Here is a 21513-nt window from a genome sequence, read left to right on the forward strand (position 1 = left end):
TGGTCACACGCCGTTCAGCGTAGGAGATCACCCAGGCCGCGACAATGGCGCGATCACGGGCGACGCGCCACGACCATCCGCACCCGTGGGCTGCCGTCGCCACGGCGCCCGAACTCGGGCAGGGAGTGGAGGTCGACGTCGAAGCCGGTCCGCTCCAACTCCCCTCTCACGTAGCCGAGTCGGAAGTCCCGGTAGTACATGACGAACGGCGGTCGCCAGACGGCGTTGCGCACCTTCATCGCCGCGTCGAAGCCGGACAGCATCCAGTACGCGGGGGAAGTGGGGCGCGGCGGTGCGATGACGGGGAAGGCGAAGCATCCGCCGGGCCGCAGCACGGAGTGGACCTGGTCGAACAGCCCCGGCAGCTCGCGGGGCAGGAAGTGCCCGAACGCCCCGAAGCTCACCACGAGGTCGAAGGCGGGCGCGAAGGGGAGAGCCCTGGCGTCGCCGCGCACCCAGGAGACGCGGGGCTCGCCACTCCTCACACGCTCCTGCGCGACCGCCAGCATGCCCGCACTGAAGTCGACACCGGTGACGCTCTCCCGGCACACCTTCGTCAGCACGTCGGCGCCCGCGCCGGTGCCGCAGCACAGGTCGAGTCCGTCGTCGAAGGGACCGATGCGTTCCAGCATCGCGGCGACCGCGTGGAGCAGCGGGGCCGGTGTCCGGAAGGGGGTGTGGTCGAACTTGGGCGCGAGGAGGTCGTAGCCGTGCTCGACGGACGACAGTGCCTGGACGACGAGTTCACGCAGACTGGGACCTTCGGGGCTGAACATCCGGGTCAGCCTAGAGCAACCCGCTGCTGCAGGATCGCGAGAACGCGCTCGCACCAGCGCAGGTTCTCCTCCTCGAAGGTGATCCCGGCCATGAGCGTGAGGTACGGCCCGATGCGGCCGGCGTCGCGTAGGTACTCCTCCTCGGTCAGACCGCCGAGGAGATGGTCCCGTACGCGCTCATAGCGGTCGAGTTTGCCGCGCGCCCATGACCTGCGTTCTTCGATCAGCTCGCGGGTCACCGCGGGGTCCGTGCCGTCCATCGCCTGGATCTTGATGAGGAGTTCGTCGCGGATGGCGGTCGGTCGCCTAGGCGGTTCGGCGGCGAAGGTGTCGAGGTCGCGCCGGCCGGCCTCGGTCAGCGTGAACATCCTTTTGTTGGGCCTGCGTTCCTGCTGTACGACCCGTGCCTCGATCAGTCCGTCCTGCGCGAGGCGCTCCAGTTCGCGGTAGAGCTGCTGCGGTGTCGCGGGCCAGAAGTTCGCCAGCGACACGTCGAACACCTTGGCCAGCTCGTAGCCCGAGGCCTCCCCTTCCAGGAGGGCCGCGAGAACCGCGTACTTGAGGGACATATGGACACGCTAACAGCCGTTGATTAGTCTCATCCACACCTACTCAACTAATTGACTAAGAGGTGAGCCGATGCGTGCGTTCCGTGAGGCGGTCGAGGCGCAGGACATGGACGCCGTCGAGGCGCTGCTGGCGGAGGATGTCGTCTTCACCAGCCCGGTCGTGTTCAAGCCGTATCCCGGGAAGGCGATCACCGCGGCGATCCTGCGCGGGGTGGCACGGGTCTTCGAGGACTTCCGGTACCTGCGGGAGATCGGTGACCCGGACGGCAGCGACCACGCGCTGGTGTTCGCCGCGCGGGTCGGCGACCGGGAGCTGACCGGCTGCGACTTCATCCACGTCGACGAGGAGGGCCTGATCGACGAACTGACGGTCATGGTCCGGCCGTTGTCGGGGGCGCAGGCTCTCCAGGCCGCCATGGGTGCGCAGTTCGAGCAGATCGCGAAGGAGGCGGAGGCGCGGCTCGCCTGAGCCCCGCGCCTCCGCCATGGGTCACGCGACGGTCAGCGTGAGGGCGCCGGTGTAGGTCTGCCCGGGGGTGACGGCCGTGACCGTACCGTCGACCGTCAGGGTCACGTTCTTGCCCCGGGGCGCCCTGACGGTCGCGTCGGCGGCGAGGGCGAGCCGGGTCAGGTACGAGGTGCCGGTGACCGTCCAGGTCGAGCCGCTGTTCAGCTGCACGATCGCGCCGTTGTTGACGGCGGCCTGCGTGGTGTTGGTGACGATGCCCAGCTCGTAGAAGGTCGACGCGTCGATGCTGGAGACACGGTGCTTGGCCGTCGACGCGGAGATGACGCCCTCGACCCGGGAGCCCTCGAAGGTGAGGACCATGTTCTTGCCCTTGCGCATGCCGTTGTAGAAGTCGCCCTTCAGTTCGATGGAGTTGAAGGTGGCGGCTCCGTCGGTGGTGTGGACGGCGGTCGGGTCGAAGGTCGCGTCCTTCGTCGGGTCGCCGGTGGGCTCGGTGTAGACGCCGATGTTCATCATCTTGCCGTTGACCGGGACCGGGCCCGGGTCGTCCAGCTCGATCATCTGGAGGATGATCCCGTCGCGCGGGTTGAGCCGGGCGCCCTGGGATCCGTCGACGTTGATCGTGGTCTGCTGGCCCTTGTTGAGGAAGGTGGCCCGGTCGGAGTTGATCACCGTGCCGCCGTCGAGGGTGAGTTGGCCCGCGCCGAAGAACATGTAGCCGAAGTGCCCGGAGTTCACGACGGTGTTGCGCGCCGGTATCGACGCCAACTCGGCCTTGGACAGCCCGAGTTCCAGCTCGGTGTTGAGCGCGGCGACAGCGGCGCCGGTGCTGTCGCCGTAGTGCACGACGGCGGCCGGGCCCGCGATGATGGTCGCGTAGCTGCCGACGTCGAGCCGGGAGCCGAGTACCCGCACGGTCGCGTCGCCGATGGCGTAGGTGCCGTAGCCGTACTCCCCCGTGTTGCCGAAGTGGCTGTTGATCGCAGTGAGTTTGAGTCCGCTGCCGCCCTCGACCGAGAGTGCGCCCCACGTCTCGGAGAAGATGGTGGAGTTGAGGTAGGTGGCCTTGGTGCTCTTGCCGATCAGGTTGGTGGCGCGGACGTTGCCGTCGAGGCCGAGCATCCACGGCACGGACTCCATGTACGGCGTCTCCACGGTGGCTTGGTAGTCGGCGGGCAGTACGCCGTTGCGGGCGCGGAGGACGGAGTCCTTGACGATGACGTTGGCGCCGTCGTTCGCGATGACGGTGGTGCGGACGACTCCCTTGTTGTCGACCCGGGCGCCGTCCACGACGAGCGTGGTCGAGGAACCGTCGCCGACGACCGCGGCGCCGTAGCCCGCGAAGTCGCAACGGCCGTTGCCCGTAAGGGAGATGGCGGGCCGGTCGAGTGTGTAGGTGGCGTCCTGCACGTACACGCCGTCGAAGCACTCGCCGGTCGAGGTGATCGACACGTTCTTCGCGTAGGCGTCCGTCAGCTTGCCGCCGAGGACGGCCGCGAGGACGGACTTGTCCTTGACCACGCCGTCGCCGTCGACGTACACGGCCTGCCGGAACGGGAAGGTGAGCGTCTCGTACGTCACCTCGTTGGCCGCGGCGACGGTCAGGACGACGTCGCCCCGGTAGGTGCCGGCCTGGATCAGCGTGGCTGTGGCGCCGGTGGCGGTGAGCAGTTGGCCGGTCTCCACTCCGTCGACGGTCAGGGAGAGGCTGGAGCCGTCCGGGGCGGCGATCGTGCCGCCGTCGGCGATGGACAGCTCGCTCACGCGGGTGGTCGCGGAGACCGTGTACGTTTCACCGGATCCGACCGAGATCCGCGTGCCCGAAGCCTTCTTGGTCGTCGGCGCGGCGGTGGCGGAGACCGCCGGCACCAGTACGGCTCCGGCCGTGGCGGTACCGGCGATCAGGACCGAGCGTCGGGTGATCAGCGTCATTGCTTGCCTTCCCAGGGATCGATGCGCCGTTGCGCAGTGTGACCGGCCGGCCGTCGAACGCGGGGTGCGGACGGCCCGGCGGAGGCACCGAAGGTGCGCACGAGGGAGTGAAGCAGCCATGAGAACCAGGGAACAGGCGGGCGGCACACACATATGGGAGTCCGATGCCTCGGATCACGCCGACCATTTCATGGCGGTCACACAGAGTCGTCATAGCGGGTTGACGAGCTTGAACACGACGGCGAGGCGGGCGGCTCGCCAGCCGTCCACCTCGCCGTTTTTCGCACCCCATTCAGCTACGACGGGGCGATCATCCCGGCCGACAGGTCGATGTCGGCCCCGCACAGGCCGGGCATCGCGAGCATCGCCAGCAGTGCCTGCGCGACCTCGTGTTCCTCGACCAGTCGGCCCAGCGCCGCGCGGGAGGCGAAGTCGCGTTCGGCCTCGGCGACCGTGCAGCCGGTCAGTTCGGCGGTGAGCCGGAAGTTGCGGTCCATCCGTGGCCCCCGAACCGGGCCCGGGGAAAGGGAGTTGACCGCGATCCCCCGCGGTCCGACCTCTCCGGCAAGGGTCCGGGTCAGGCCGAGCAGCGCCATCTTGGAGGCGGTGTACGGGGTGCGGTTGAGCAGTGGCCGTTTGCCGCTGACCGAGGCGACGTTGACGACGTCACCGAGTCCCGCCGCGAGCATCGACGGCAGAAAGGCCCGGCACATCAGGTAGACGCCCCGGACGTTGGCGGCGAACACGTCGTCCCACTCGTCCGGCTCGATGTCGACGAGGGGCCGTACAGGGCCCGCGACTCCGGCGTTGTTGACGAGCAACGACACGTCCTCGTCCGCGAGTTCGGCGGCCAGGGCGTCGACGGCCGCCGGATCGGAGACGTCGCACACTCCCGTACGGGCCTGTCCGCCGTCCTTCTCCACCTGTGCCGCCGCCTCCGCGAGCGCCGTCTCGTTGCGGCCGACCAGGATCACCCGGGCGCCGGCGTCCGCGAGGGCCAGCGCGAAGGCGCGCCCCAGCGGTCCGCCGCCACCGGTGACCAGTGCTGTACGGCCGGCCAGGGTCATGGAGTGTTCCAGGGCAGCTCGTCGCCCGCGGCCCTCGCGGCCCGTACGTCACCGGAGCGCGCGTGTCCCTCGAACAGTTCCACGCGGGCCGCCCGCCCGCACAGTCGGCCGAGCAGCGCCTGGGAGTCGGTGTCGGTGACCTCCTGGTACGTCACCGTCTTGAGGTACTTCCCCACCCACAGGCCGCCGGTATAGCGCGCGGCGCCACGTGTGGGCAGCACATGGTTCGTGCCGATGACCTTGTCGCCGAACGACACGCAGGTGCCCTCGCCGAGGAACAGGGCGCCGTACTGGGTCATCCGCTCCAGTGCGAGGCGCGGTTCGGCCGTCAGTACCTCGACGTGCTCGAAGGCGAACTCGTCGGCGAGGGCGTACAACTCGTCGAGGGTGTCGACGACGTGGACCTGGCCGTGGTCGCGCCAGGCGGGCCCGGCGAAGTCGCGGGTGGGCAAGCCGGGCAGGAGCCGCTCGACCTCGGCGATCGTCTTCTCCGCGACCTCGCGGGAGGTGGTGATGAGGACGGCCGGGGAGTCCGGGCCGTGCTCGGCCTGGGAGAGCAGGTCGACGGCGCACACGAACGGGTCGGCCTGGCCGTCGGCGAGGACGAGGATCTCGGTGGGCCCGGCGAACAGGTCGATGCCGATCTCGCCGAAGAGCTGCCGCTTGGCCTCGGCGACGTAGGCGTTGCCGGGTCCGGCCATCAGGTTGACGGGCCGCATCGTGTCCGTGCCGACGGACATGGCGGCCACGGCCTGTACCCCGCCGAGCAGCCAGATCTCGTCGGCGCCGGCGAGATGCATCGCGGCGACGGTGGCGGCCGGGATCTCCCCGTGGATGGGCGGCGTGCAGGCCACGACCCGGGGCACGCCCGCGACCTTGGCGGTGACGATCGTCATGTGGGCGGAGGCGGTGAGCGGGTAGCGGCCACCCGGGATGTACGCGCCCGCCGCCTGCACCGGGATGTGCTTCTGGCCCAGCTTCACGCCCGGGAGGGTCTCCACCTCGAACTCCCGCAGGGAGTCGAGCTGGTGGCGGGCGAAGGTGCGCACCTGGTCCTGGACGAAGCGGATGTCGTCGATGACCTGCTGCGGCACCGACGCGATGATCTTCTCGACCTCCTCGTCCGTCAGCCGGAAGGAGTCGGGGCTCCACTTGTCGAACTTCTCGGAGTAGGCGCGCACCGCCTCGTCGCCGCGTTCACGGATGTCCGCGATGACGCCGGTCACGGTCCGGCGCACCTGGTCGAGGGAGGCGGTCACCTCTGACTTGGGCACGGCGTGCTTCAGGATCGTTGCCACAACTGCGGCCTTTCTGCGGGTGGTTCGCGACGGAGGGAGTGTCGGACGGGGATGTCAGACCGGGGGCGCCACGAACAGCACGTCGGGGTCGTTGAACTGCTCCTTGGCCACCGACTCGCTCATCGGGTCGGCGGTGCCCCACTGGTCCTGGGTGATCGGGTCGTCGACGTCATGGCGGCCGGGATGCCACAAGTCCTCTTCGAGGACGGCGAGTTCGGTCGTGTACTCGACGGTGTTGCCGTGCGGGTCGTGGAAGTACGAGAAGGTGTTGTCGCCCGCGAGATGCCGGCCGGGTCCCCAGGTGAGGCGGGTTCCGGCGCGCAGCGCCCGCCCGGTGCCGCGCATGTACTCCTCGACCCCGCGCATCTCGAACGAGGCGTGGTGCAGGGAGACATGGGGTCCGCGGGCGATCGCGAAGGAGTGGTGGAGCGGGCTGCACCGCAGGAAGTACATGAGGTCGCCCATGTGCGTCGAGTACAGGGTGTCGGTGAGCCGGAACCCGAGGTGCTGGACGTAGAAGTCGCGGAGGCCTTCCGGGTCCTGGGAGTTGACCACGCAGTGCGAGAGCCGCACCGGGATCGCCTCGCGCTCCTCGATCTTGCGGTGGGTGCGGGTGGCGACATCCGCGGAGACCTCGACGACCCGCCCGTCCGGGTCGAAGAACCGGAAGCCGTAGCCACCACCAGGCGTGTCCAACACACCAGGCTCACCGATGAGTTGGACAGCAGCCCGGCCGAGCCGCCCGTGCAGCTCGTCCACGGCGGCCGGCGAGGCGGCCCCGAAGGCGACCAGGTCCATCCGCTTCCGTTTGTCCTCGCGGATGCGGACGATGTACTGCTCGGGGCTGCCCTCGGCGGCGAAGAAGGCGACACCGCTGTCGTTGGCGACCTCGGTCAGACCCCAGGTGGTGCCGTAGAAGGCGCGCTGTCGGGCGAAGTCCGGTACGGCCAGGTCGACATGGCGCAGATGGGTGATGGGCTGGAAGCTCATGCGTGGCTCCTGACGGTGTTGCGCTGGTGGCCCAGGCCGGTGATCTCCGACTCGACGACGTCGCCCGGCTTCAGGAAGACGCCCCAGTGCGCGCCGTTGCCGGCCGGGGAACCGGTGAGCAGCAGGTCGCCGGGGCGCAGGGTGGTGGTCGTGGAGACGTACGCGATGAGCCGTGGGATGTCGAAGATCATGTCCTTCGTGGACTCGTCCTGGCGTACAACTCCGTTGTGGCGCAGGGTGATCCGCAGGTCGCCGGGGTCTCCGACGAAGGCGGCCGGTACCAGGAAGGGCCCGGTGGGCAGGAAGGTGTCGGCGTTCTTGGCGGTGAACCAGTCGGTGCCGATGGCCTTGAGGTCGGGCCGGTAGAGGCGGTCGCGGGTGGTGAGGTCGTTGCTGATCGTGTAGGCGGCGACGTACTCCATCGCGTCCTCGACGGCGATGTTCTTGCCCGACTTCCCGATGACGAGGGCGAGTTCGAGTTCCCAGTCGTGCTGTTCGCCGAGCGCGGGGAGCACGATGTCGTCGTAGGGGCCGCTGATCGCGCGCGGGGAGCCGAGGAAGACGTACGGCACTCCGTTGCGGGCGCGCTCGTCCATCATCGACTCGGCGTCGGCGCGGGCCTCTTCGGGGGTGGCGCCGTGCACGCTCTCCTTCTCGGCGGCGACCAGATCGACCACGTGTTTGCGGTAGTTGGCGCCGCTCTGCAGGATCTGGCCGGGCTCGATCGGGGTCAGGACGCGCAGCTCGGCCAGGTCGTGCCGGGTTCCGTCGGAGGACCGGGCGAGGAAGCCCAGCCGGGGCAGCCAGTCGTCCCAGTCCTCCATCAACGCGCGGACGGACGGCACGAGATCGGAGAGGTCGCGCACGCGGTCGCCGGTGACCAGGCCGGGGAAGTTCTCCTCACCGGAGGCACCGGAAGCGAACGTGCCGAGGGCGAAGGGTCCGGCATGGGTGGGCAGTGGATCGGGCACGGCGCTCTCCTCGTACGGGTGGGGGCTCGCCCTCGACGCTAGGCACCCCGGGGACCCGGCGGAAATGGCGATCCGCGATGCCTGCCATCACCGACCCCGCCGGGCCCTCAGCTGCGGCTCCATCGCCGTACGGGATGCATGACGTCCCCCTTGCCGATGCCTCGATCCGTTGACCCTGCGTCGACCGCCCACGCAGGCTCGGAGCACCCACTTTCCCGAGGAGAAGAACGTGATAGTCGAGCATGCCGAGCTGACCGTCGAGGCGGGTCGTGAGCGGGAGTTCGCGGAGGTGTTCGGCAAGGCCCGTGAGGTGCTGGCCGAGGCCGACGGGTTCCGCTGGGCCGAACTGCTGCGCGGTGCGGAGCGGCCGACGACCTTCCTGCTGCTGGTGGGCTGGGAGTCGGTCGAGGCGCACACGGTCGGCTTCCGGGAGTCCGAGGGCTTCGGGCGCTGGCGGGCCCTGGTCGGACCGTTCTTCGCCGAGCCGCCGGCCGTCGAGCACTTCCACGAACTCGGCGCCCGCTTCTCCGGCTGACCCCCCACTTCTGTCTACGTTCGCAAGGATCGCCCATGCCCGTACAAAAGGTGCTCGTCGTCGGCGGCGGCATCACCGGAAGCGTGCTGTGTCTCGCGCTCGCCCAGCGTGGCGCCGAGGTGGAGCTCGTCGAGATCTCTCCGCAGTGGTTCGGTGTGGGCCATGGCATCACCATTCAGGGCAACGCGCTCAAGGCGCTGCGTTCCGTGGGTGTCCTGGACCGGGTGCTGGCCCGGGCGGTGCCGTTCGACATCATGCGGCTGCGCGGTGCCGACGGCGGACTGATCACCGAGCTGAACACCCCGCACACCGGCGGACCCGAACTGCCGTCCACAGCAGGGGCGTTGCGCTCGGATCTGCAGGACGCGCTGTGCGACGCGGTGCACGCCCACGGGGTGCGGGTCCGTCTCGGGCTGAGTGTCGAGCGGCTCGACCGGTCGCCCGGTCAGGTGGATGTCGCCTTCACGGACGGTTCGACCGGCCGCTACGACCTCGTCGTGGGCGCCGACGGCATCAACTCGGCGATGCGCGAACTGATCGGCATCGACGCCAAGCCCCGGCCCGTCGGCATGTCGATCTTCCGGGTCGTGGCCGACCGCCCGGCCGAGATGGACTGCGCCGAGGTGTACTACGGCGGCCCTCGCTTCAAGGCCGGCTACAGCCCGATCTCCCCGGACCAGTGCTACGCCTACCTCCTCGACGAGAACCTCGACACCACCCTGATCGGTCCCCGCGCGCCCCTCGCCCTGCTGCGCGAGCGCGGTGCCGGGTACGGCGGGACCTGGGGCAAGATCCTCGCCTCGTTGCCCGACGACACGGCGGTCGACTACCGCTGGATCGAGGCGATCCTCGTCGACGAGCCCTGGCATCGCGGTCGCGCGATGGTCATCGGTGATGCCGCGCACGCCTGTCCGCCGCTGATCGCGCAGGGCGCCGCGATGTGCATGGAGGACGCCGTGCTGCTCGCCGAGTTGGTGACGGCGGACGAACCGACCGAGAAAGCGCTGGACCACTTCATGGCGCGGCGCCTCCCCCGGGTGCGGATGGTCCTGGAGAACTCGCTCCAGCTCGCCGACTGGGAGATCCACCCGGGTACGCCCGGCGCCGACCCGGCCCGCATCATGTCGGAGACGCTGGACAACCTGACGGCGGCGGCGTGAACGGCTCGCCCGTGGTCGACTTCCACGGCCACCTCGGCGTCCCCGCCGCCGACGCCCTGGTCGCGGGCGCCCCGGGTCTCGCCGCCGAACTCGCGGCCGAGCAGCGTGCCCACTCCCCCGCGTCCCTGGCCGTCAACCGTGCCCAACTCCAGCGCCTGGCACCCAGGTTGACGGACGTCACGACACGCCTCGCGGACCTCGACGCGATGGGCGTCGACATCCAGGTGGTCGGCCCGATGCCGATGCACCACTACTGGGCGGACCCGGACCTGGCGATCCCACTCGCCCACACGGTCAACGCGGCCGTGGCCGCACACTGCGCCGTGGCACCCGAGCGCCTGTACGGCCTGGGCAGCGTCCCGCTCCAACACCCGGACCTCGCGGTCGCGTTGCTGGACCAGGCGGTCAACGACCATGGCCTGTACGGCATCAGTGTCTCCACGACAGTCGACGGCCGCGAACTGGCCGACCCCGCGCACGACACGGTGTGGCAGCGGGCCGAGGAGCTGGGCGCGATCGTCTTCGTGCACCCCTGGGGCTGCTCCTTCGGCGAACGCCTCGCCACCAACTACCTCGGAAACACGGTCGGTCAGCCGGTGGAGACGACGGTCGCGCTCTCCCACCTCATCTTCTCCGGCGTCCTCGACCGCTTCCCGCGCCTGAAGCTGGTGGCGGCGCACGGCGGCGGCTACCTGCCGACGTACATCGGCCGTTCGGACCACGCCTGGCAGGTACGGGAGGACGCGCGCGGCTGCGCCGAGTTGCCCAGCTCCTATCTGCGGCGCATCTGGTTCGACGCGCTGGTGTACACCCCGGGCGCACTGCGTCACCTCGTCGAGGAGGTGGGCGCGGACCGGGTCGTCCTCGGTACCGACCACCCCTTCGACATGGGCGTCGACGACCCGGTGGCCCGCCTCGACGCGGCCGGACTCGCCCCGGCCGACCGGGCCGCCGTCGCCGGGGGCAACGCCCTCGACCTGCTCCTGAAAGGACGTACCCGATGACCGCCGGTGCCCTCGGCCCCATCGAGGAAGAACTCGCCAAGGCCCGTTCCGCCTACCGCAATTGGGGCCGCTGGGGTGAGGACGACGTGCTCGGCACGCTCAACTTCATCGACGACGCGATCCGCGCCCACGCGGTGGGCCTGGTGCGGCGCGGGCGGTCCTTCTCCCTCGCCCAGGAGTTCAACGAGTCGGGCCCGCAGCGCGGTTTCCGCGGCCGTATCAACCCGGTCCACTACATGAGGGACACCGGCTCCGACGCGGCGGCCGGCACCCAGGGCTTCCCGCACGGCTTCGGCGGCGCCGACGACCACGTCCTGATGCCCTTGCAGGCCTCCACGCAGTGGGACGGGCTGGGCCACATCTACGACAACAAGCAGGCGTGGAACGGCCGTCCGTGCACCATCGTCAACGGCGACGGCGACTCGGTCACCGGCATCGAGCACATGAAGGGCGCCTTCACCAGTCGCGGAGTCCTCCTCGACGTGGGCCGTGCGGTCGGCGACGAAATCGGCGAACTCCCGGACGGATTCCCCATCCTGGAGGAGCATCTGCGCGCCACGATCGAGGCGCAGGGCGCCACCAGCTCGGTCCGGCGCGGCGACCTCGTCCTGATCCGCACCGGGCAACTCGGCCGCGTACGGCGGCTCGGCGCGTGGGGCGGTTATGCCGCCGGTGACGCGCCCGGCCTTTCCTTCACCACCCTCGGCTGGCTGCACCGCACGGAGATCGCGGCAATCGCCTCCGACACGTGGGGACTTGAGGTGCGGCCCTACGAGTTCCCGCAGCCCGCGATGTCCCCGCTGCACCAGATAGCGATCCCCAACATGGGCCTCCCGCTGGGCGAGATGTGGGACCTGGAGGCCCTGGCCGAGGACTGCGCGGCGGACGGTGTCTTCGAGTTCCTGCTGGTCGCCGCGCCGCTTCCGGTGACCGGCGCGGTGGGCGCCCCCGTCAACCCGATCGCGATCAAGTGAGTACGAGCGTGAACCTGAACCGCTTCTCCGGCACCCTCCACCTCCCCGACGACGAGGACTTCGAGACGGCGTGCTTCGGGCGGGTCTTCAACGCCCGCCGCCCTACCGACCGTTCATCGGCCGCCGTACTGATGGCCGAGTCGGAGCAGGACGTCGTCGAAGGCGTACGGCTCGCCCTGGAACAGGGCTGGCAGGTCGCCGTCCGCTCCGGTGGGCACAGTTGGGCCGCCTGGTCGGTGCGTCAGGACGCGCTGCTGATCGACCTCGGGGGCTTCCGCGAGATGGCGTACGACCCGGGGACCGGGATCGTGACGGCGACGCCCAGTGTGAAGGGTGGCGACGAACTCAACCCGTATCTGGGCGAGTTCGGTCGCCTCTTCAACGGCGGGCACTGTCCCTCCGTCGGTATCGGCGGCTTCCTGCTCCAGGGCGGGCAGGGCTGGAACGCGCGCGGCTGGGGCTGGGCGGCCGAGAACATCGTGGCGATCGATGTCGTCACCGCCGAGGGCGAGTTGGTGCGCGCCGACGAGAACCAGCACGCCGATCTGTTCTGGGCGGCGCGCGGCGCGGGCCCGGGTTTCTTCGGCATCGTCACCCGCTTCCATCTGCGCACGCGGCCACTGCCGAAGTACCTCGGACACACCGTGCACGCGTATCCGCTCGTCCTGTTCGACGAGGTCATGACCTGGCTGCACGGCATGCACCACACGGTCTCGGACCTGGTCGAGATCGTCGCGCTCACCCAGACACCGCCCGACCTGGACGAACCGGTGCTGCTGGTCACGGGCGTGTCGATGACCGACACGGCAGACGAAGCGGCCGAGGCACTGGCACCGCTGCACGCCAACCCGTACGCCGATCGGGCCCTGTTCCGCGTGGAAGCCCAACAGACCACACTCGGCGAACAGTTGGCGGGCCAGCGCATCGCCAACCCCGAGGGCCACCGCTACCTGGTCGACAACGCCTGGCTGACCGGCCCTGCCGACGAGGTCGTACCGGCGATCCGCAAGGCGTTCACCGAGCAGCCCACCCGGCAGACGTTCACCATCTGGTTCTCCATGGCCCCACTGCGCCAACTGCCCGACATGGCCTTCTCATTGCAGTCGGAGATCTACTGCGCCACCTACGTCATCCACGACGACCCGTCGCGGGACGCGGAGTTGCGGTCCTGGCTGGACGAGGCGATGGCGGACATGCAGCCGGTCACCGCCGGCCAGTACCTCGGCGACTCGGACTTCACCGTGCGGCAGTTGAGGTTCATGGGCGACGAACAGTGGCGGCGACTGCGAGAGATCCGGGCCGCCTACGACCCCAAGGGGCTCTTCGCCGGTCACCTCAGCACAGGGGCCGTCACCAACACCAACCACTGGGAGCAGTGAGCGATGCGTTTCGCGACATACGAGTACGAGGGCGTGGAGCGCGCCGGGGTCCTGCGCGACGGGACTGTTCATCCGCTGCCCGAGGGGATCACCGTACTGACCCTGCTGGAGCAGGACGTGCTGCACGCGGCCGGCACCGAAGCACTGCGCACACCAAGCGACTTGACGGTAAATCAGGTGAGGCTGCTGCCTCCGCTGAAGCCGCCGTCCATCCGGGACTTCGTCGGTTTCGAGGCACACATCGAGGGGGTCTCGAAGTCCCTGGACGGTCTGGAGCACGTGCCCGAGGAGTGGTACCGGGCGCCCAACTTCTACTTCACCAACCCCCATGCGGCGTACGGCGCGCACGACAACGTGCCGGTCCCGGCCGGCTGTTCGGTGCTCGACTTCGAGTTGGAGGTCGGGGTGGTCATCGGCCGCAGCGGACGTGATCTCACACCAGAGCAGGCGCGCGAGTACATCGTGGGCTACCTGGTCTTCAACGACTGGTCGGCGCGCGATCTGCAGAAGCCGGAGAAGAATCTGGGGCTCGGCTTCTCCAAGGGCAAGGACTTCGCGAACACGCTGGGCCCCTGTCTGGTCACCGCCGACGAGGTCGAGGACCGCCGCGACCCGGACGGCTTCCTGGACCTGGAGATGACGGTCACCCTCAACGGTGAGCTGATCGGCCGCGACACCCTCGCCAACGTCTCCTGGACCTTCGAGGAGATGATCGCCTACGCCTCCCGGGACGCCTGGGTGCGCCCCGGGGACATCCTCGGCTCGGGCACCTGCGGCTGGGGCGCGCTGGCGGAGTTCTGGGGCCGGGTCGGCGAGCGCACCCCGCCGCCGCTCAAGCCCGGCGACGAGGTGACCCTCGCGGTGGAGCGCCTCGGCACCCTCTCCAACCGCGTCGTGCCCGGCCGTACGGACGTATACCTGCCGCGCGCCCGCAGGCGCGGCCGGACCCCGCGGCCGTAGACCCCACTGCGAACCTTCCGACCTGCGCACATCCAGGGTTCCGATGGCAGCTATCGGATCCCTGTGACTTCTCCCCCGGCCCCTTCCTCGGCGCGAACCCGCTCGTTACGCTCCGGTTTCACCGAGCTTCAACGACGCGGCCGGAAGGACACACGCATGGGTCTGGGAGCAATCGACCTGAATCTTCTGGTGGCTCTGGAAGCCCTCCTGGAGGAGAAGAACGTCACCCACGCGGGGGTGCGGCTGTCCACCAGCCAGTCCGCGATGAGCGGCTCCCTGGCCCGGCTGCGGCGGCACTTCAACGACGAGCTGCTGGTGCGGGTGGGCCGCGAGTACGAGTTGACGCCGCTCGCGGAGCGGCTGCTGCCGGTCGTCCAGTCCTCGCTGCACAAGGCGGAGGAGGCGTTGTCGCTGACCAGGCACTTCGATCCGTCGCGCAGTCGGCAGCGGTTCTCGGTGGTGATGTCCGACTACGTGATGACGGTGTTCGTGGAGCCGCTGCTGCGGGCCCTCGCGCAGGAGGCCCCCGGCATCCGGATCGACTTCCACCCGATCGTCATCGGGCAGCTGGAGACCGAGACCCATCTGCGCTGCCACGACCTGATGATCGTGCCGCTCGGCTACCAGCTGCCGGGTGTCAGCGAGGCCGTGATGCACGACCGGTTCGTGTGTCTCGTCGACCCGGACAACCCGCGTCTGGTGGACGGGCGGCTCTCGCTGCGCGACCTCGCGGAGATGCCGCACGCGGCCTGCGCCGTCGGCAAACTCACGCCTGCGGACCGGCAGTTGGAGACCCTCGGCATCACGCCCCGGGTGCAGGTCAGCACGCCCGGTTTCAACGTGCTGCCGTTCCTGGTGAGTGGCACCGACCTGGTCGCCGTGGTCCCCGAGCGGCTCGCCCGGCGCTACGAGGGTTTCGCGCGCTGTGCGGTCGTACCGACGCCCTTCCCCGACGTACCGCTGGTGGAGGCCATGTACTGGCACCACAACCGGCACGCGGACCCGGCGCACCGCTGGCTGCGGGAGACGGTCCGCGAGGTGGGCGCGTCGCTGAACGACCCGGTGGTGCGGGAGATCGTCGGCGCGGATGCCACCCATGCCGATCGTGCGTTTCCGGAGTTGACCCCGGCTTCCTAGCGTGGACGGGAGACAGCCCGCACCCCCTGGAGGAACCGTGAGCCGCACGCGTCTGGCCGGTCGTACCGTCGTCGTCACCGGGGCCGCGCAGGGCCAGGGAGCCGCCGAGGTGGCGGCCGCCGCCCGGGAGGGCGCGACGGTGGTCGCGACCGACGTCCTGGACGAGGCGGGCGAGAAGCTGGCCGCGTCGTTGCGTGCCGACGGCCTGGACGTCACCTACCGGCACCTGGACGTGTCGTCGCCGGACGACTGGGCGGGTCTCGCGGCGACACTCACCGAGGTGCACGGTCTCGTCAACAACGCGGGCATCCCCATGCGCGCCCGCCTCGGATCGGTCGAACTTGCCGACTGGAACCGGGCGTTCGCGGTCAACACCACGGGCGCACTCCTCGGCATCCAGGCGCTCACCCCGCTGATGCCGGCCGGTTCGTCCATCGTGAACGTCGGCTCCGTCGCGGGCCTCACCGCGCACCACGCGGTCGCGTACACGGCGAGCAAGTGGGCGCTTCGGGGCTTGTCCAAGGTGGCCGCGCTGGAGCTGGCTCCGCGCGGCATCCGTACGAATGTGATCCACCCCGGCTACATCGAGACCCCGTTGATGGCCTCCGCGAACCCGGTGTTCGTCCAGGCCCACCTGTCGCTGACGCCGCAGGGCCGGGCGGGCACGGTCGACGAGGTGGCGCCGCTGGTCGTTTATCTGCTGTCGGACGAGGCGTCGTACGTGAACGGTGCGGAGATCACCGTGGACGGCGGGTACGCGGCGCACGGCGGGGTGAAGGCGATCACGAACGCCCTCGACGCCACGTGACGACCGGCGTCCTGGGCGGCACCGGCCGTCGTGGATGAGGGGCGAGGCGCTACTCATCGGTGCGGTCGGTGCGGAGGCTGGCGGTCAGCCGGTTGATGCTCTTGACCGCGAGCTCGGCGAAGTTCGAGCGGGCGACGATGGCGGTCGTCTCGCCGTGCCGTCGGACACTGCGCAGGTCGCGCTGGACCTGGCGCGAGAGCTGGTGGAGTTCGCGTTGGGCGGTGGCGAGCCGCTGCTCGGCGGCGCTTCGGGCCTGTCGGTGCTCCCGTCGGGTACGGGGAGTGCCGGTGCTGTCGGCAGAGGTCTCTGTGGGCATGTCGGTGCTCGCTTCCGTGGTGGTGGGTCGCGTCGCCGCGAGGGGGCGGACGCCGACGGTGTCCAAATAGGCTTCTACGGCGGGGAGTTCGGCGGTGTCGACCACGGCGGCGACGTATCCGTCCGGGCGGACAAGCACCCACTGCTCGGAGGACAGCCCGTAGGCGCTCTGGACGCGGTCGCCGCTGTCGAGGATGTCGCCCCGGGTGCCGATGGTGTGGATGTGCAGGCCGGGGCGCGGTGCCGGGGCCGAGGCCTCGTCGACGTCGTGGCCGAGCAGCGTCCAGTGGGGTCCTTGGAACAGGCTGAACAGGCGGGTGGGCAGGCCGCCCGCGCCGGCCACGGGCGAGTCGGGCGCGCGGTCCCCTGCCAGTACGCCCTTGTCGCGCGCCGAAGTGTGCAGCGACAGGGGTGAGTTCAGGTAGCCGAGGTCGAGTTGGCTGACCTCGCGGCCCCGGTGGATGTCGCGGTTCTTGGCCGCTTCGAGCAGCTTCTCGGACAGGCCGAGGACGGCTTCGGCGATGGGCCGGCGTTCCTGCTCGTACGTGTCCAGCAGCGATTCCGGGGCGCCGTCGAGCACGGCGGCGAGCTTCCAGCCGAGGTTGTAGGCGTCCTGGACACTGGTGTTGAGGCCCTGTCCGCCGGTCGGCGGGTGGCAGTGCGCGGCGTCCCCGGTCAGGAACACGCGCCCCCGCCGGTAGGTGTCGGCCAGCCGGGCGTTCATCTGGAACGCGGACGCCCAGGACACGGAGCGGATCACGACGTCGTCGCGCCCGGTGCGTTCGCGGAAGAAGGCGGTGAGTCCCTCGGCCGAGAGGTCCAGGTCCACGTCGAAGGGTACGGGGGCCTGGAGTTGGAACATGTCGGTGCCGTAGAGCGGGCACATCGAGACCTGCCCGGCGGTGTCCTCGCCCCACCGGTGCCAGGCGTCCGGCGAGACGCCGTCGACGTACACGTCGGCCACGATCGCCCGTACACCGAGGGTCTTGCCGGGGAAGCCGATGCCGAGTGCCTTGCGGACGAAGCTCGATCCGCCGTCGGCACCGATCAAGTACCTTGCCCGTACGGCCTGTTCGCCGTCCGGGGTGGGGATGCGCGCGGTCACACCGTCGCCGTCCTGGTCGAAGCCGACGAGTTCGTGGCCGTAGTGCGGAGCATGGCCCAGCTCGGCGAGGCGTTCGCGCAGCCGACACTCGGTGAGGAACTGCGGGACGAGCAAGGGTATTTGGTACGGCTCCTCGGGCGTCGGCTCCGACATCTCCACGCCGACCTGGTCGATGGGCCCGTCGGCGGTGTAGATGCGCTGGACGGGATATTCACCACCGGAGGCGACGATCCGGTCGATCACGCCGAGGTCCTCGAAGACCTCCTGGCTGCGGGGCTGGATGCCCTTGCCGCGGGAGCCGATGAACGGCTGCGGCGCCTTGTCGATCAGCAGGAAGGCGATGTTCCTGCGGGCGAGGTCGAGGGCGAGGGTCAGACCGGCCGCGCCGGTGCCGCAGATGATGACGTCGGTGTCTGTGGTGGGGGACATGGCTCCGGGCTCCTTGGGTAATTCCGATACGAACTGCATGACGGGCGGGGCGAGTTCAGGGCACCAGGACGGTGCGTACGCCCGGGACCTCGGGCGCGTTCCAGGCGCTCTCGACGTCGGCGAGGGGTACCGCCTTTGCGGTGACCGCGATGCCGCCGCTCTCGATCTCCTCGACCAGGGACGGGAGTTCCTCCAGGTACGTCCGGGTGGACACCGCGCCCTGGCCGTTGCCCTGGAGCCGGAAGTTCGCCGACCGCAGTGCTGCCGACGGGAGTTCGATGGTCGGGCCCGCCATGGCGCCGATCTGGATCCAGTTCAGGGCACGACCTCGATCGGCGCGGGCCCGAAGCAAGGACATGATCGCGTCGCCGGCCGGCTTGCCCCACAAGTAGTCGATGACCAGGTCGACTTCGGCGGCCTCCTTGGCCAGCGCCGTCGCGGTGGCCTCGGCGTCGTCGGTGAGCGCGACGGTCGCGTCCGCGCCGATTCCCGGCAGGGCCGCCAGGCGAGCCCGGTCACGTCCGGCGCCGACGACCCGTCCGGCGCCGAGCCGCTTGGCGACCTGCACGGCCATCTGTCCGGCGTTGCCAGTGGCGCCGAGAATCAGCACCGACTGGCCGGCCTCGATCGGGACGCGGCGGCGCAGCGCCACCCAGGACGACATGGCGGGGTTCATCGAGGCGGCGATCTTCACGACGTCGGCGCCGTCGGGGAGCGGGATGGTGTGACGGCTGTCGATGACGGTCCGGGTGGCCATCGGACCGGCCAGTTCGTCATCGGCCACGAAGTACACCAGCCGACCGTCCGCGCGCCGGCCGACCCCGTCGACACCGGGCACCATCGGCAGCTTCCCGGTGCTCGTGTAGTGGTTGCCCGACGCGCCGGTACGCACTCGGGGATGCAGGCCCACGGCGAGGACGTCGACCAGTTCCTGGTCCTCATCGGTCGGGGCGGGCAGGTCGAACGGCTCATAGCGGGGCGGGGCGTCGAACGAGTGGACCACCGCGGCATGGACGTCCATGAGAGCTCTCCTCAGCTGTGGTACGTGGCACGGAAAGTACGCGACACAGAAAGTACGTGATGCGGAAAGTACGTCGCACGAATTAAATTAGTAGGTGCCACGTACCTTTGCAAGTAGAATCCGGGACATGACCTCACCGCACGACACGCAGCCCCCGGCGACCGAGGACCTCGGCCTGGTCGACGCCCTCGCCCAGTTGTCGTTCCTGGTGCAGAACGCGCTGGCCGAGATCGCGGGGCAGCACGACCTGTCGGTCGTCCAGACCCGGATGCTCGGGATACTGCGGGACCGGGAGCCGACGATGAACCAGCTCGGCCGCCACCTCGGCCTGGACAAGTCCTCGATCACGGGCCTGGTCGACCGCGCGCAGCGCCGGGGTCTGGTCACCCGCACCGCCAGCTCAGTCGACCGGCGCTCGTTCCAGGTGTCGATCACCGACGCCGGCCGACAGCTCGTCGAGCAGGTCGCCGCCGAGTTCGCCGAGCGGATCGAGCGCTGTGTCGAGCCGCTGGCCGGAGCCGACCGGCAGCGCCTGTCGCGCATGGCGACGCGGATCGTGACCGCCGACGCTCACGTCCGCGGCATCGACCTGCGCACCACGCCCCACTGAGCGGACTCCGTCAGAGAGAGCCGCGCGGCACCGTCACCACGTGCTTGCCCACGACGCCGCCGCGCTCGAACGCCCGGTGCGCCGCGGCGATGTCCGCGAGCGGGTACACACTGTCGATCACCGGGCGCAGCGCACCCGACGTGACGTGGTCGGCCACATCACGCAGCACGGGGGGCTCCGGGTTGGCGCTGAAGGTGCGGATGCGGCGGGAGCCGTGCACGCTCGACGCGGCGATCGCGGCGATGGCGGACGGGGACAGTCCGACGGTGACCATCCGGCCGCCCTTGGCCAACCGGCCGCGGTAGCAGTGCAGTTCCGTGCCGACGGTGTCGACGATGACGTCGAACGGCCCGATCGCGTCCGAGGTGGTGGAGCCGTAGTCGAGGACCTCGTCGGCGCCGAGATCGATCAGGATCTTGGCGTGGCGGTCGCGGGCCAGCGCGGTCACGTGGCCGCCCATCGCGTGCGCCAACTGCACGGCGGCCGTGCCTACTCCGCCGGCCGCGCCCCGGACCAGGACCTTCTCGCCGCTCACCAGGCGCACACTGTCGCGCAGGGCGATCAGCGCCGTGGCACCCGCGACCACCAGGGAGGCCGCCTCGACCGACGAGAGGTCCGCCGGGGCGTGTGAGATGCGCTCCGCGGAGACCACGACGTACTCGGCCGCACCGGCGACGGAGTGCCGTTGCCGGGGGTGCACCATGCCCCACACCCGGTCTCCGACCCGGTAGCCCTCGACACCGGCGCCGGTCGCGGCGACGACGCCGGCGAAGTCCAGCCCCACGCCGATCGGGAACCGGCGCCCCGACACCATCTTCAACTCCCCTGCCCGGACGATCACATCGTGCCCGTTCACGCTGGACGCCTCGACCGACACCAGGACCTCACCCGAGCCGGGAGCGGGACGATCCACTTCATTGACCCGCAGAACGTCCGCAGTACCGAAACTCGTGATCTGAACGGCCTTCATGTCGCTGTCCTTCCGTGGCCTGCCGTGTGGTTGATCCGATGCTGGACCCCGCACGCGACATCACGGTCGTTCTCCTTTTCCTGGGTCTGGCAGACCCACCCTCGCGGGCCGCGCCGACGGCATACTGACGCCGTGACCGACTCCTCCCACGCCATGAGCGACGATCCCCGACGCGAACTCGCGGAGTTCCTGCGCACCCGCCGAACTCGGCTGCGCCCAGAGGATGTTGGCCTTGAACCCGGCCCGAGACGGCGCGTCGCCGGACTGCGGCGGGAGGAGTTGGCGCTGCTGGCCGGAGTGAGTTCGGACTACTACCAGCGCATGGAGCAGGGGCGCGACGTACGCCCCTCCGAACAGGTCCTCGACGCCCTCGCCCGCGCCCTCGACTTCTCCGCCGAGGAAACCCGCCACCTGCACAGCCTCGCCGCCGCCGCACGCACCCCGGCCCGCCTGCCGCGTCCGTACGAGCCGGAGGAGGTACCGGACACCACGCTACGACTGCTGCACGGCATGACCGCGCCCGCTCTGGTCGTCGGCCGTTTCCTGGACGTGCTGGCCTGGAACCCGCTCGGCGGCGCCCTGTTGGGCGACTTCACCCGGCAGCCCCAGAAGGAGCGGAACATGCTGGCACTGTTCCTGCACCCCCAGGCCGACCGGACCTGCCCGAACCGGGCGGCCACCGTCGCGGAGCTGATCGGGATGTTGCGGACGCAGGTCGCCGCCGATCCGGGGAACCCGCGCGCCGTCGAGCTGGTGGGTGAACTCGCCGTCCGCAGCGACGAGTTCGCGGCCCTGTGGGCCCTCCACGACGTGGCGGAACCGACCCGCGGCCAGATGCGCCTCGACCACCCCCGGGTCGGCGAACTCAACCTGGACTGGGACGCCTACCCGATACCGGGCAACCCGGGCCCCGCGCTCATGGTCTGCACCGCGGCCGAAGGCAGCCCCGACGCCGAGCGACTCCGACTCCTCGCCGGCCTGCTCGACGTCAGCTGAGGACGATCCTCGGTCAGCCGCCCAGACGGGGGCCCGCG

At 70.0% G+C, this 21513-nt stretch carries 21 protein-coding genes; 11 read left to right on the forward strand and 10 right to left on the reverse strand.

The window, feature by feature from the left end; translation table 11 throughout:
* Positions 1–53 precede the first annotated feature (53 nt).
* Positions 54–776 carry a class I SAM-dependent methyltransferase gene (locus AB0I69_RS44685; protein ID WP_363101578.1) on the reverse strand — a complete coding sequence of 241 codons (723 nt, stop codon included), beginning with the start codon at positions 774–776 and terminating at the stop codon, positions 54–56.
* Positions 777–781: 5 nt separating this feature from the next.
* Positions 782–1345 carry a PadR family transcriptional regulator gene (locus AB0I69_RS44690; RefSeq protein ID WP_363101579.1) on the reverse strand — a complete coding sequence of 188 codons (564 nt, stop codon included), beginning with the start codon at positions 1343–1345 and terminating at the stop codon, positions 782–784.
* Between the two features lie 70 nt (positions 1346–1415).
* Here AB0I69_RS44690 and AB0I69_RS44695 point away from each other — a divergent pair, with 70 nt between their 5' ends.
* On the forward strand, positions 1416–1814 hold the full coding sequence (locus tag AB0I69_RS44695; RefSeq protein WP_363101580.1) for a nuclear transport factor 2 family protein: 399 nt from the start codon (positions 1416–1418) through the stop codon (positions 1812–1814).
* 21 nt (positions 1815–1835) lie between these two features.
* Here AB0I69_RS44695 and AB0I69_RS44700 read toward each other — a convergent pair whose 3' ends face one another.
* The 5 genes from AB0I69_RS44700 to AB0I69_RS44720 all read right to left on the reverse strand — a co-directional run bounded on the left by AB0I69_RS44700 (position 1836) and on the right by AB0I69_RS44720 (position 8072).
* On the reverse strand, positions 1836–3746 hold the full coding sequence (locus AB0I69_RS44700; RefSeq protein ID WP_363101581.1) for a hypothetical protein: 1911 nt from the start codon (positions 3744–3746) through the stop codon (positions 1836–1838).
* 296 nt (positions 3747–4042) lie between these two features.
* Positions 4043–4813: an SDR family NAD(P)-dependent oxidoreductase gene (locus AB0I69_RS44705; protein ID WP_363101582.1), complete on the reverse strand. Its 771-nt coding sequence runs from the start codon at positions 4811–4813 to the stop codon at positions 4043–4045.
* Positions 4810–6111, reverse strand: a complete 1302-nt coding sequence (gene hisD, locus AB0I69_RS44710) for a histidinol dehydrogenase (RefSeq protein ID WP_363101583.1) — start codon at positions 6109–6111, stop codon at positions 4810–4812. The genes AB0I69_RS44705 and hisD overlap by 4 nt, the downstream gene beginning before the upstream one ends.
* A gap of 54 nt (positions 6112–6165) precedes the next feature.
* On the reverse strand, positions 6166–7101 hold the full coding sequence (locus AB0I69_RS44715) for a VOC family protein (RefSeq protein ID WP_363101584.1): 936 nt from the start codon (positions 7099–7101) through the stop codon (positions 6166–6168).
* A complete protein-coding gene (locus AB0I69_RS44720; protein ID WP_363101585.1) occupies positions 7098–8072 on the reverse strand; it encodes a fumarylacetoacetate hydrolase family protein in 975 nt (324 codons plus the stop codon). The genes AB0I69_RS44715 and AB0I69_RS44720 overlap by 4 nt, the downstream gene beginning before the upstream one ends.
* A gap of 229 nt (positions 8073–8301) precedes the next feature.
* Between AB0I69_RS44720 and AB0I69_RS44725 the strand changes: the two genes are divergently transcribed.
* The 8 genes from AB0I69_RS44725 (at position 8302) to AB0I69_RS44760 (ending at position 16029) form a co-directional block, all read left to right on the forward strand.
* On the forward strand, positions 8302–8607 hold the full coding sequence (locus AB0I69_RS44725; RefSeq protein WP_363101586.1) for an antibiotic biosynthesis monooxygenase: 306 nt from the start codon (positions 8302–8304) through the stop codon (positions 8605–8607).
* Positions 8523–9767 (forward strand): FAD-dependent monooxygenase, encoded by a 1245-nt coding sequence (locus AB0I69_RS44730; RefSeq protein ID WP_363101645.1) that lies wholly within the window; start codon positions 8523–8525, stop codon positions 9765–9767. The genes AB0I69_RS44725 and AB0I69_RS44730 overlap by 85 nt, the downstream gene beginning before the upstream one ends.
* A complete protein-coding gene (locus tag AB0I69_RS44735) occupies positions 9764–10771 on the forward strand; it encodes an amidohydrolase family protein (protein WP_363101587.1) in 1008 nt (335 codons plus the stop codon). Before AB0I69_RS44730 ends, AB0I69_RS44735 begins: the two co-directional genes overlap by 4 nt.
* Positions 10768–11745 carry a cyclase family protein gene (locus AB0I69_RS44740; protein ID WP_363101588.1) on the forward strand — a complete coding sequence of 326 codons (978 nt, stop codon included), beginning with the start codon at positions 10768–10770 and terminating at the stop codon, positions 11743–11745. The genes AB0I69_RS44735 and AB0I69_RS44740 overlap by 4 nt, the downstream gene beginning before the upstream one ends.
* Positions 11742–13124 (forward strand): FAD-binding oxidoreductase, encoded by a 1383-nt coding sequence (locus AB0I69_RS44745; protein WP_363101589.1) that lies wholly within the window; start codon positions 11742–11744, stop codon positions 13122–13124. The genes AB0I69_RS44740 and AB0I69_RS44745 overlap by 4 nt, the downstream gene beginning before the upstream one ends.
* A gap of 3 nt (positions 13125–13127) precedes the next feature.
* Entirely contained in the window at positions 13128–14084 is a 957-nt protein-coding gene (locus AB0I69_RS44750) for a fumarylacetoacetate hydrolase family protein (protein ID WP_363101590.1), read from the forward strand.
* A gap of 156 nt (positions 14085–14240) precedes the next feature.
* Positions 14241–15221 carry a LysR family transcriptional regulator gene (locus AB0I69_RS44755; protein ID WP_363101591.1) on the forward strand — a complete coding sequence of 327 codons (981 nt, stop codon included), beginning with the start codon at positions 14241–14243 and terminating at the stop codon, positions 15219–15221.
* Between the two features lie 37 nt (positions 15222–15258).
* Positions 15259–16029, forward strand: a complete 771-nt coding sequence (locus AB0I69_RS44760) for an SDR family oxidoreductase (RefSeq protein ID WP_363101592.1) — start codon at positions 15259–15261, stop codon at positions 16027–16029.
* Between the two features lie 49 nt (positions 16030–16078).
* Here the strand turns inward: AB0I69_RS44760 and AB0I69_RS44765 are convergent, their stop codons facing one another.
* Complete coding sequence (locus tag AB0I69_RS44765; RefSeq protein ID WP_363101593.1) at positions 16079–17878, reverse strand: FAD-dependent oxidoreductase; 1800 nt, start codon at positions 17876–17878, stop codon at positions 16079–16081.
* 55 nt (positions 17879–17933) lie between these two features.
* Positions 17934–18899 (reverse strand): zinc-binding alcohol dehydrogenase family protein, encoded by a 966-nt coding sequence (locus AB0I69_RS44770; RefSeq protein WP_363101594.1) that lies wholly within the window; start codon positions 18897–18899, stop codon positions 17934–17936.
* A 127-nt stretch (positions 18900–19026) separates the two neighbouring features.
* On the opposite strand from AB0I69_RS44770, the gene AB0I69_RS44775 reads away from it, so the two are divergent.
* Complete coding sequence (locus AB0I69_RS44775; RefSeq protein WP_363101595.1) at positions 19027–19509, forward strand: MarR family transcriptional regulator; 483 nt, start codon at positions 19027–19029, stop codon at positions 19507–19509.
* 10 nt (positions 19510–19519) lie between these two features.
* Here AB0I69_RS44775 and AB0I69_RS44780 read toward each other — a convergent pair whose 3' ends face one another.
* Positions 19520–20479, reverse strand: coding sequence for an NADP-dependent oxidoreductase (locus tag AB0I69_RS44780; protein ID WP_363101596.1), 960 nt, complete (start codon positions 20477–20479; stop codon positions 19520–19522).
* 153 nt (positions 20480–20632) lie between these two features.
* Between AB0I69_RS44780 and AB0I69_RS44785 the strand changes: the two genes are divergently transcribed.
* Entirely contained in the window at positions 20633–21475 is an 843-nt protein-coding gene (locus AB0I69_RS44785; RefSeq protein ID WP_363101646.1) for a helix-turn-helix transcriptional regulator, read from the forward strand.
* Positions 21476–21513 lie beyond the last annotated feature (38 nt).

Origin of the sequence: Streptomyces sp. NPDC050508 (assembly GCF_040655155.1) — a bacterium.
GTDB lineage: Bacteria > Actinomycetota > Actinomycetes > Streptomycetales > Streptomycetaceae > Streptomyces.

What these genes read in the sequence shown, in the direction of transcription:
- AB0I69_RS44685 (WP_363101578.1), bottom strand. Translation starts at nt 776, where the DNA reads ATGTTCAGCCCCGAAGGTCCCAGTCTGCGTGAACTCGTCGTCCAGGCA.
- AB0I69_RS44690 (WP_363101579.1), bottom strand. Translation starts at nt 1,345, where the DNA reads ATGTCCCTCAAGTACGCGGTTCTCGCGGCCCTCCTGGAAGGGGAGGCC.
- AB0I69_RS44695 (WP_363101580.1), top strand. Translation starts at nt 1,416, where the DNA reads ATGCGTGCGTTCCGTGAGGCGGTCGAGGCGCAGGACATGGACGCCGTC.
- AB0I69_RS44700 (WP_363101581.1), bottom strand. Translation starts at nt 3,746, where the DNA reads ATGACGCTGATCACCCGACGCTCGGTCCTGATCGCCGGTACCGCCACG.
- AB0I69_RS44705 (WP_363101582.1), bottom strand. Translation starts at nt 4,813, where the DNA reads ATGACCCTGGCCGGCCGTACAGCACTGGTCACCGGTGGCGGCGGACCG.
- AB0I69_RS44715 (WP_363101584.1), bottom strand. Translation starts at nt 7,101, where the DNA reads ATGAGCTTCCAGCCCATCACCCATCTGCGCCATGTCGACCTGGCCGTA.
- AB0I69_RS44740 (WP_363101588.1), top strand. Translation starts at nt 10,768, where the DNA reads ATGACCGCCGGTGCCCTCGGCCCCATCGAGGAAGAACTCGCCAAGGCC.
- AB0I69_RS44750 (WP_363101590.1), top strand. Translation starts at nt 13,128, where the DNA reads ATGCGTTTCGCGACATACGAGTACGAGGGCGTGGAGCGCGCCGGGGTC.
- AB0I69_RS44755 (WP_363101591.1), top strand. Translation starts at nt 14,241, where the DNA reads ATGGGTCTGGGAGCAATCGACCTGAATCTTCTGGTGGCTCTGGAAGCC.
- AB0I69_RS44765 (WP_363101593.1), bottom strand. Translation starts at nt 17,878, where the DNA reads ATGTCCCCCACCACAGACACCGACGTCATCATCTGCGGCACCGGCGCG.
- AB0I69_RS44770 (WP_363101594.1), bottom strand. Translation starts at nt 18,899, where the DNA reads ATGGACGTCCATGCCGCGGTGGTCCACTCGTTCGACGCCCCGCCCCGC.
- AB0I69_RS44775 (WP_363101595.1), top strand. Translation starts at nt 19,027, where the DNA reads ATGACCTCACCGCACGACACGCAGCCCCCGGCGACCGAGGACCTCGGC.
- AB0I69_RS44780 (WP_363101596.1), bottom strand. Translation starts at nt 20,479, where the DNA reads ATGAAGGCCGTTCAGATCACGAGTTTCGGTACTGCGGACGTTCTGCGG.
- AB0I69_RS44785 (WP_363101646.1), top strand. Translation starts at nt 20,633, where the DNA reads ATGAGCGACGATCCCCGACGCGAACTCGCGGAGTTCCTGCGCACCCGC.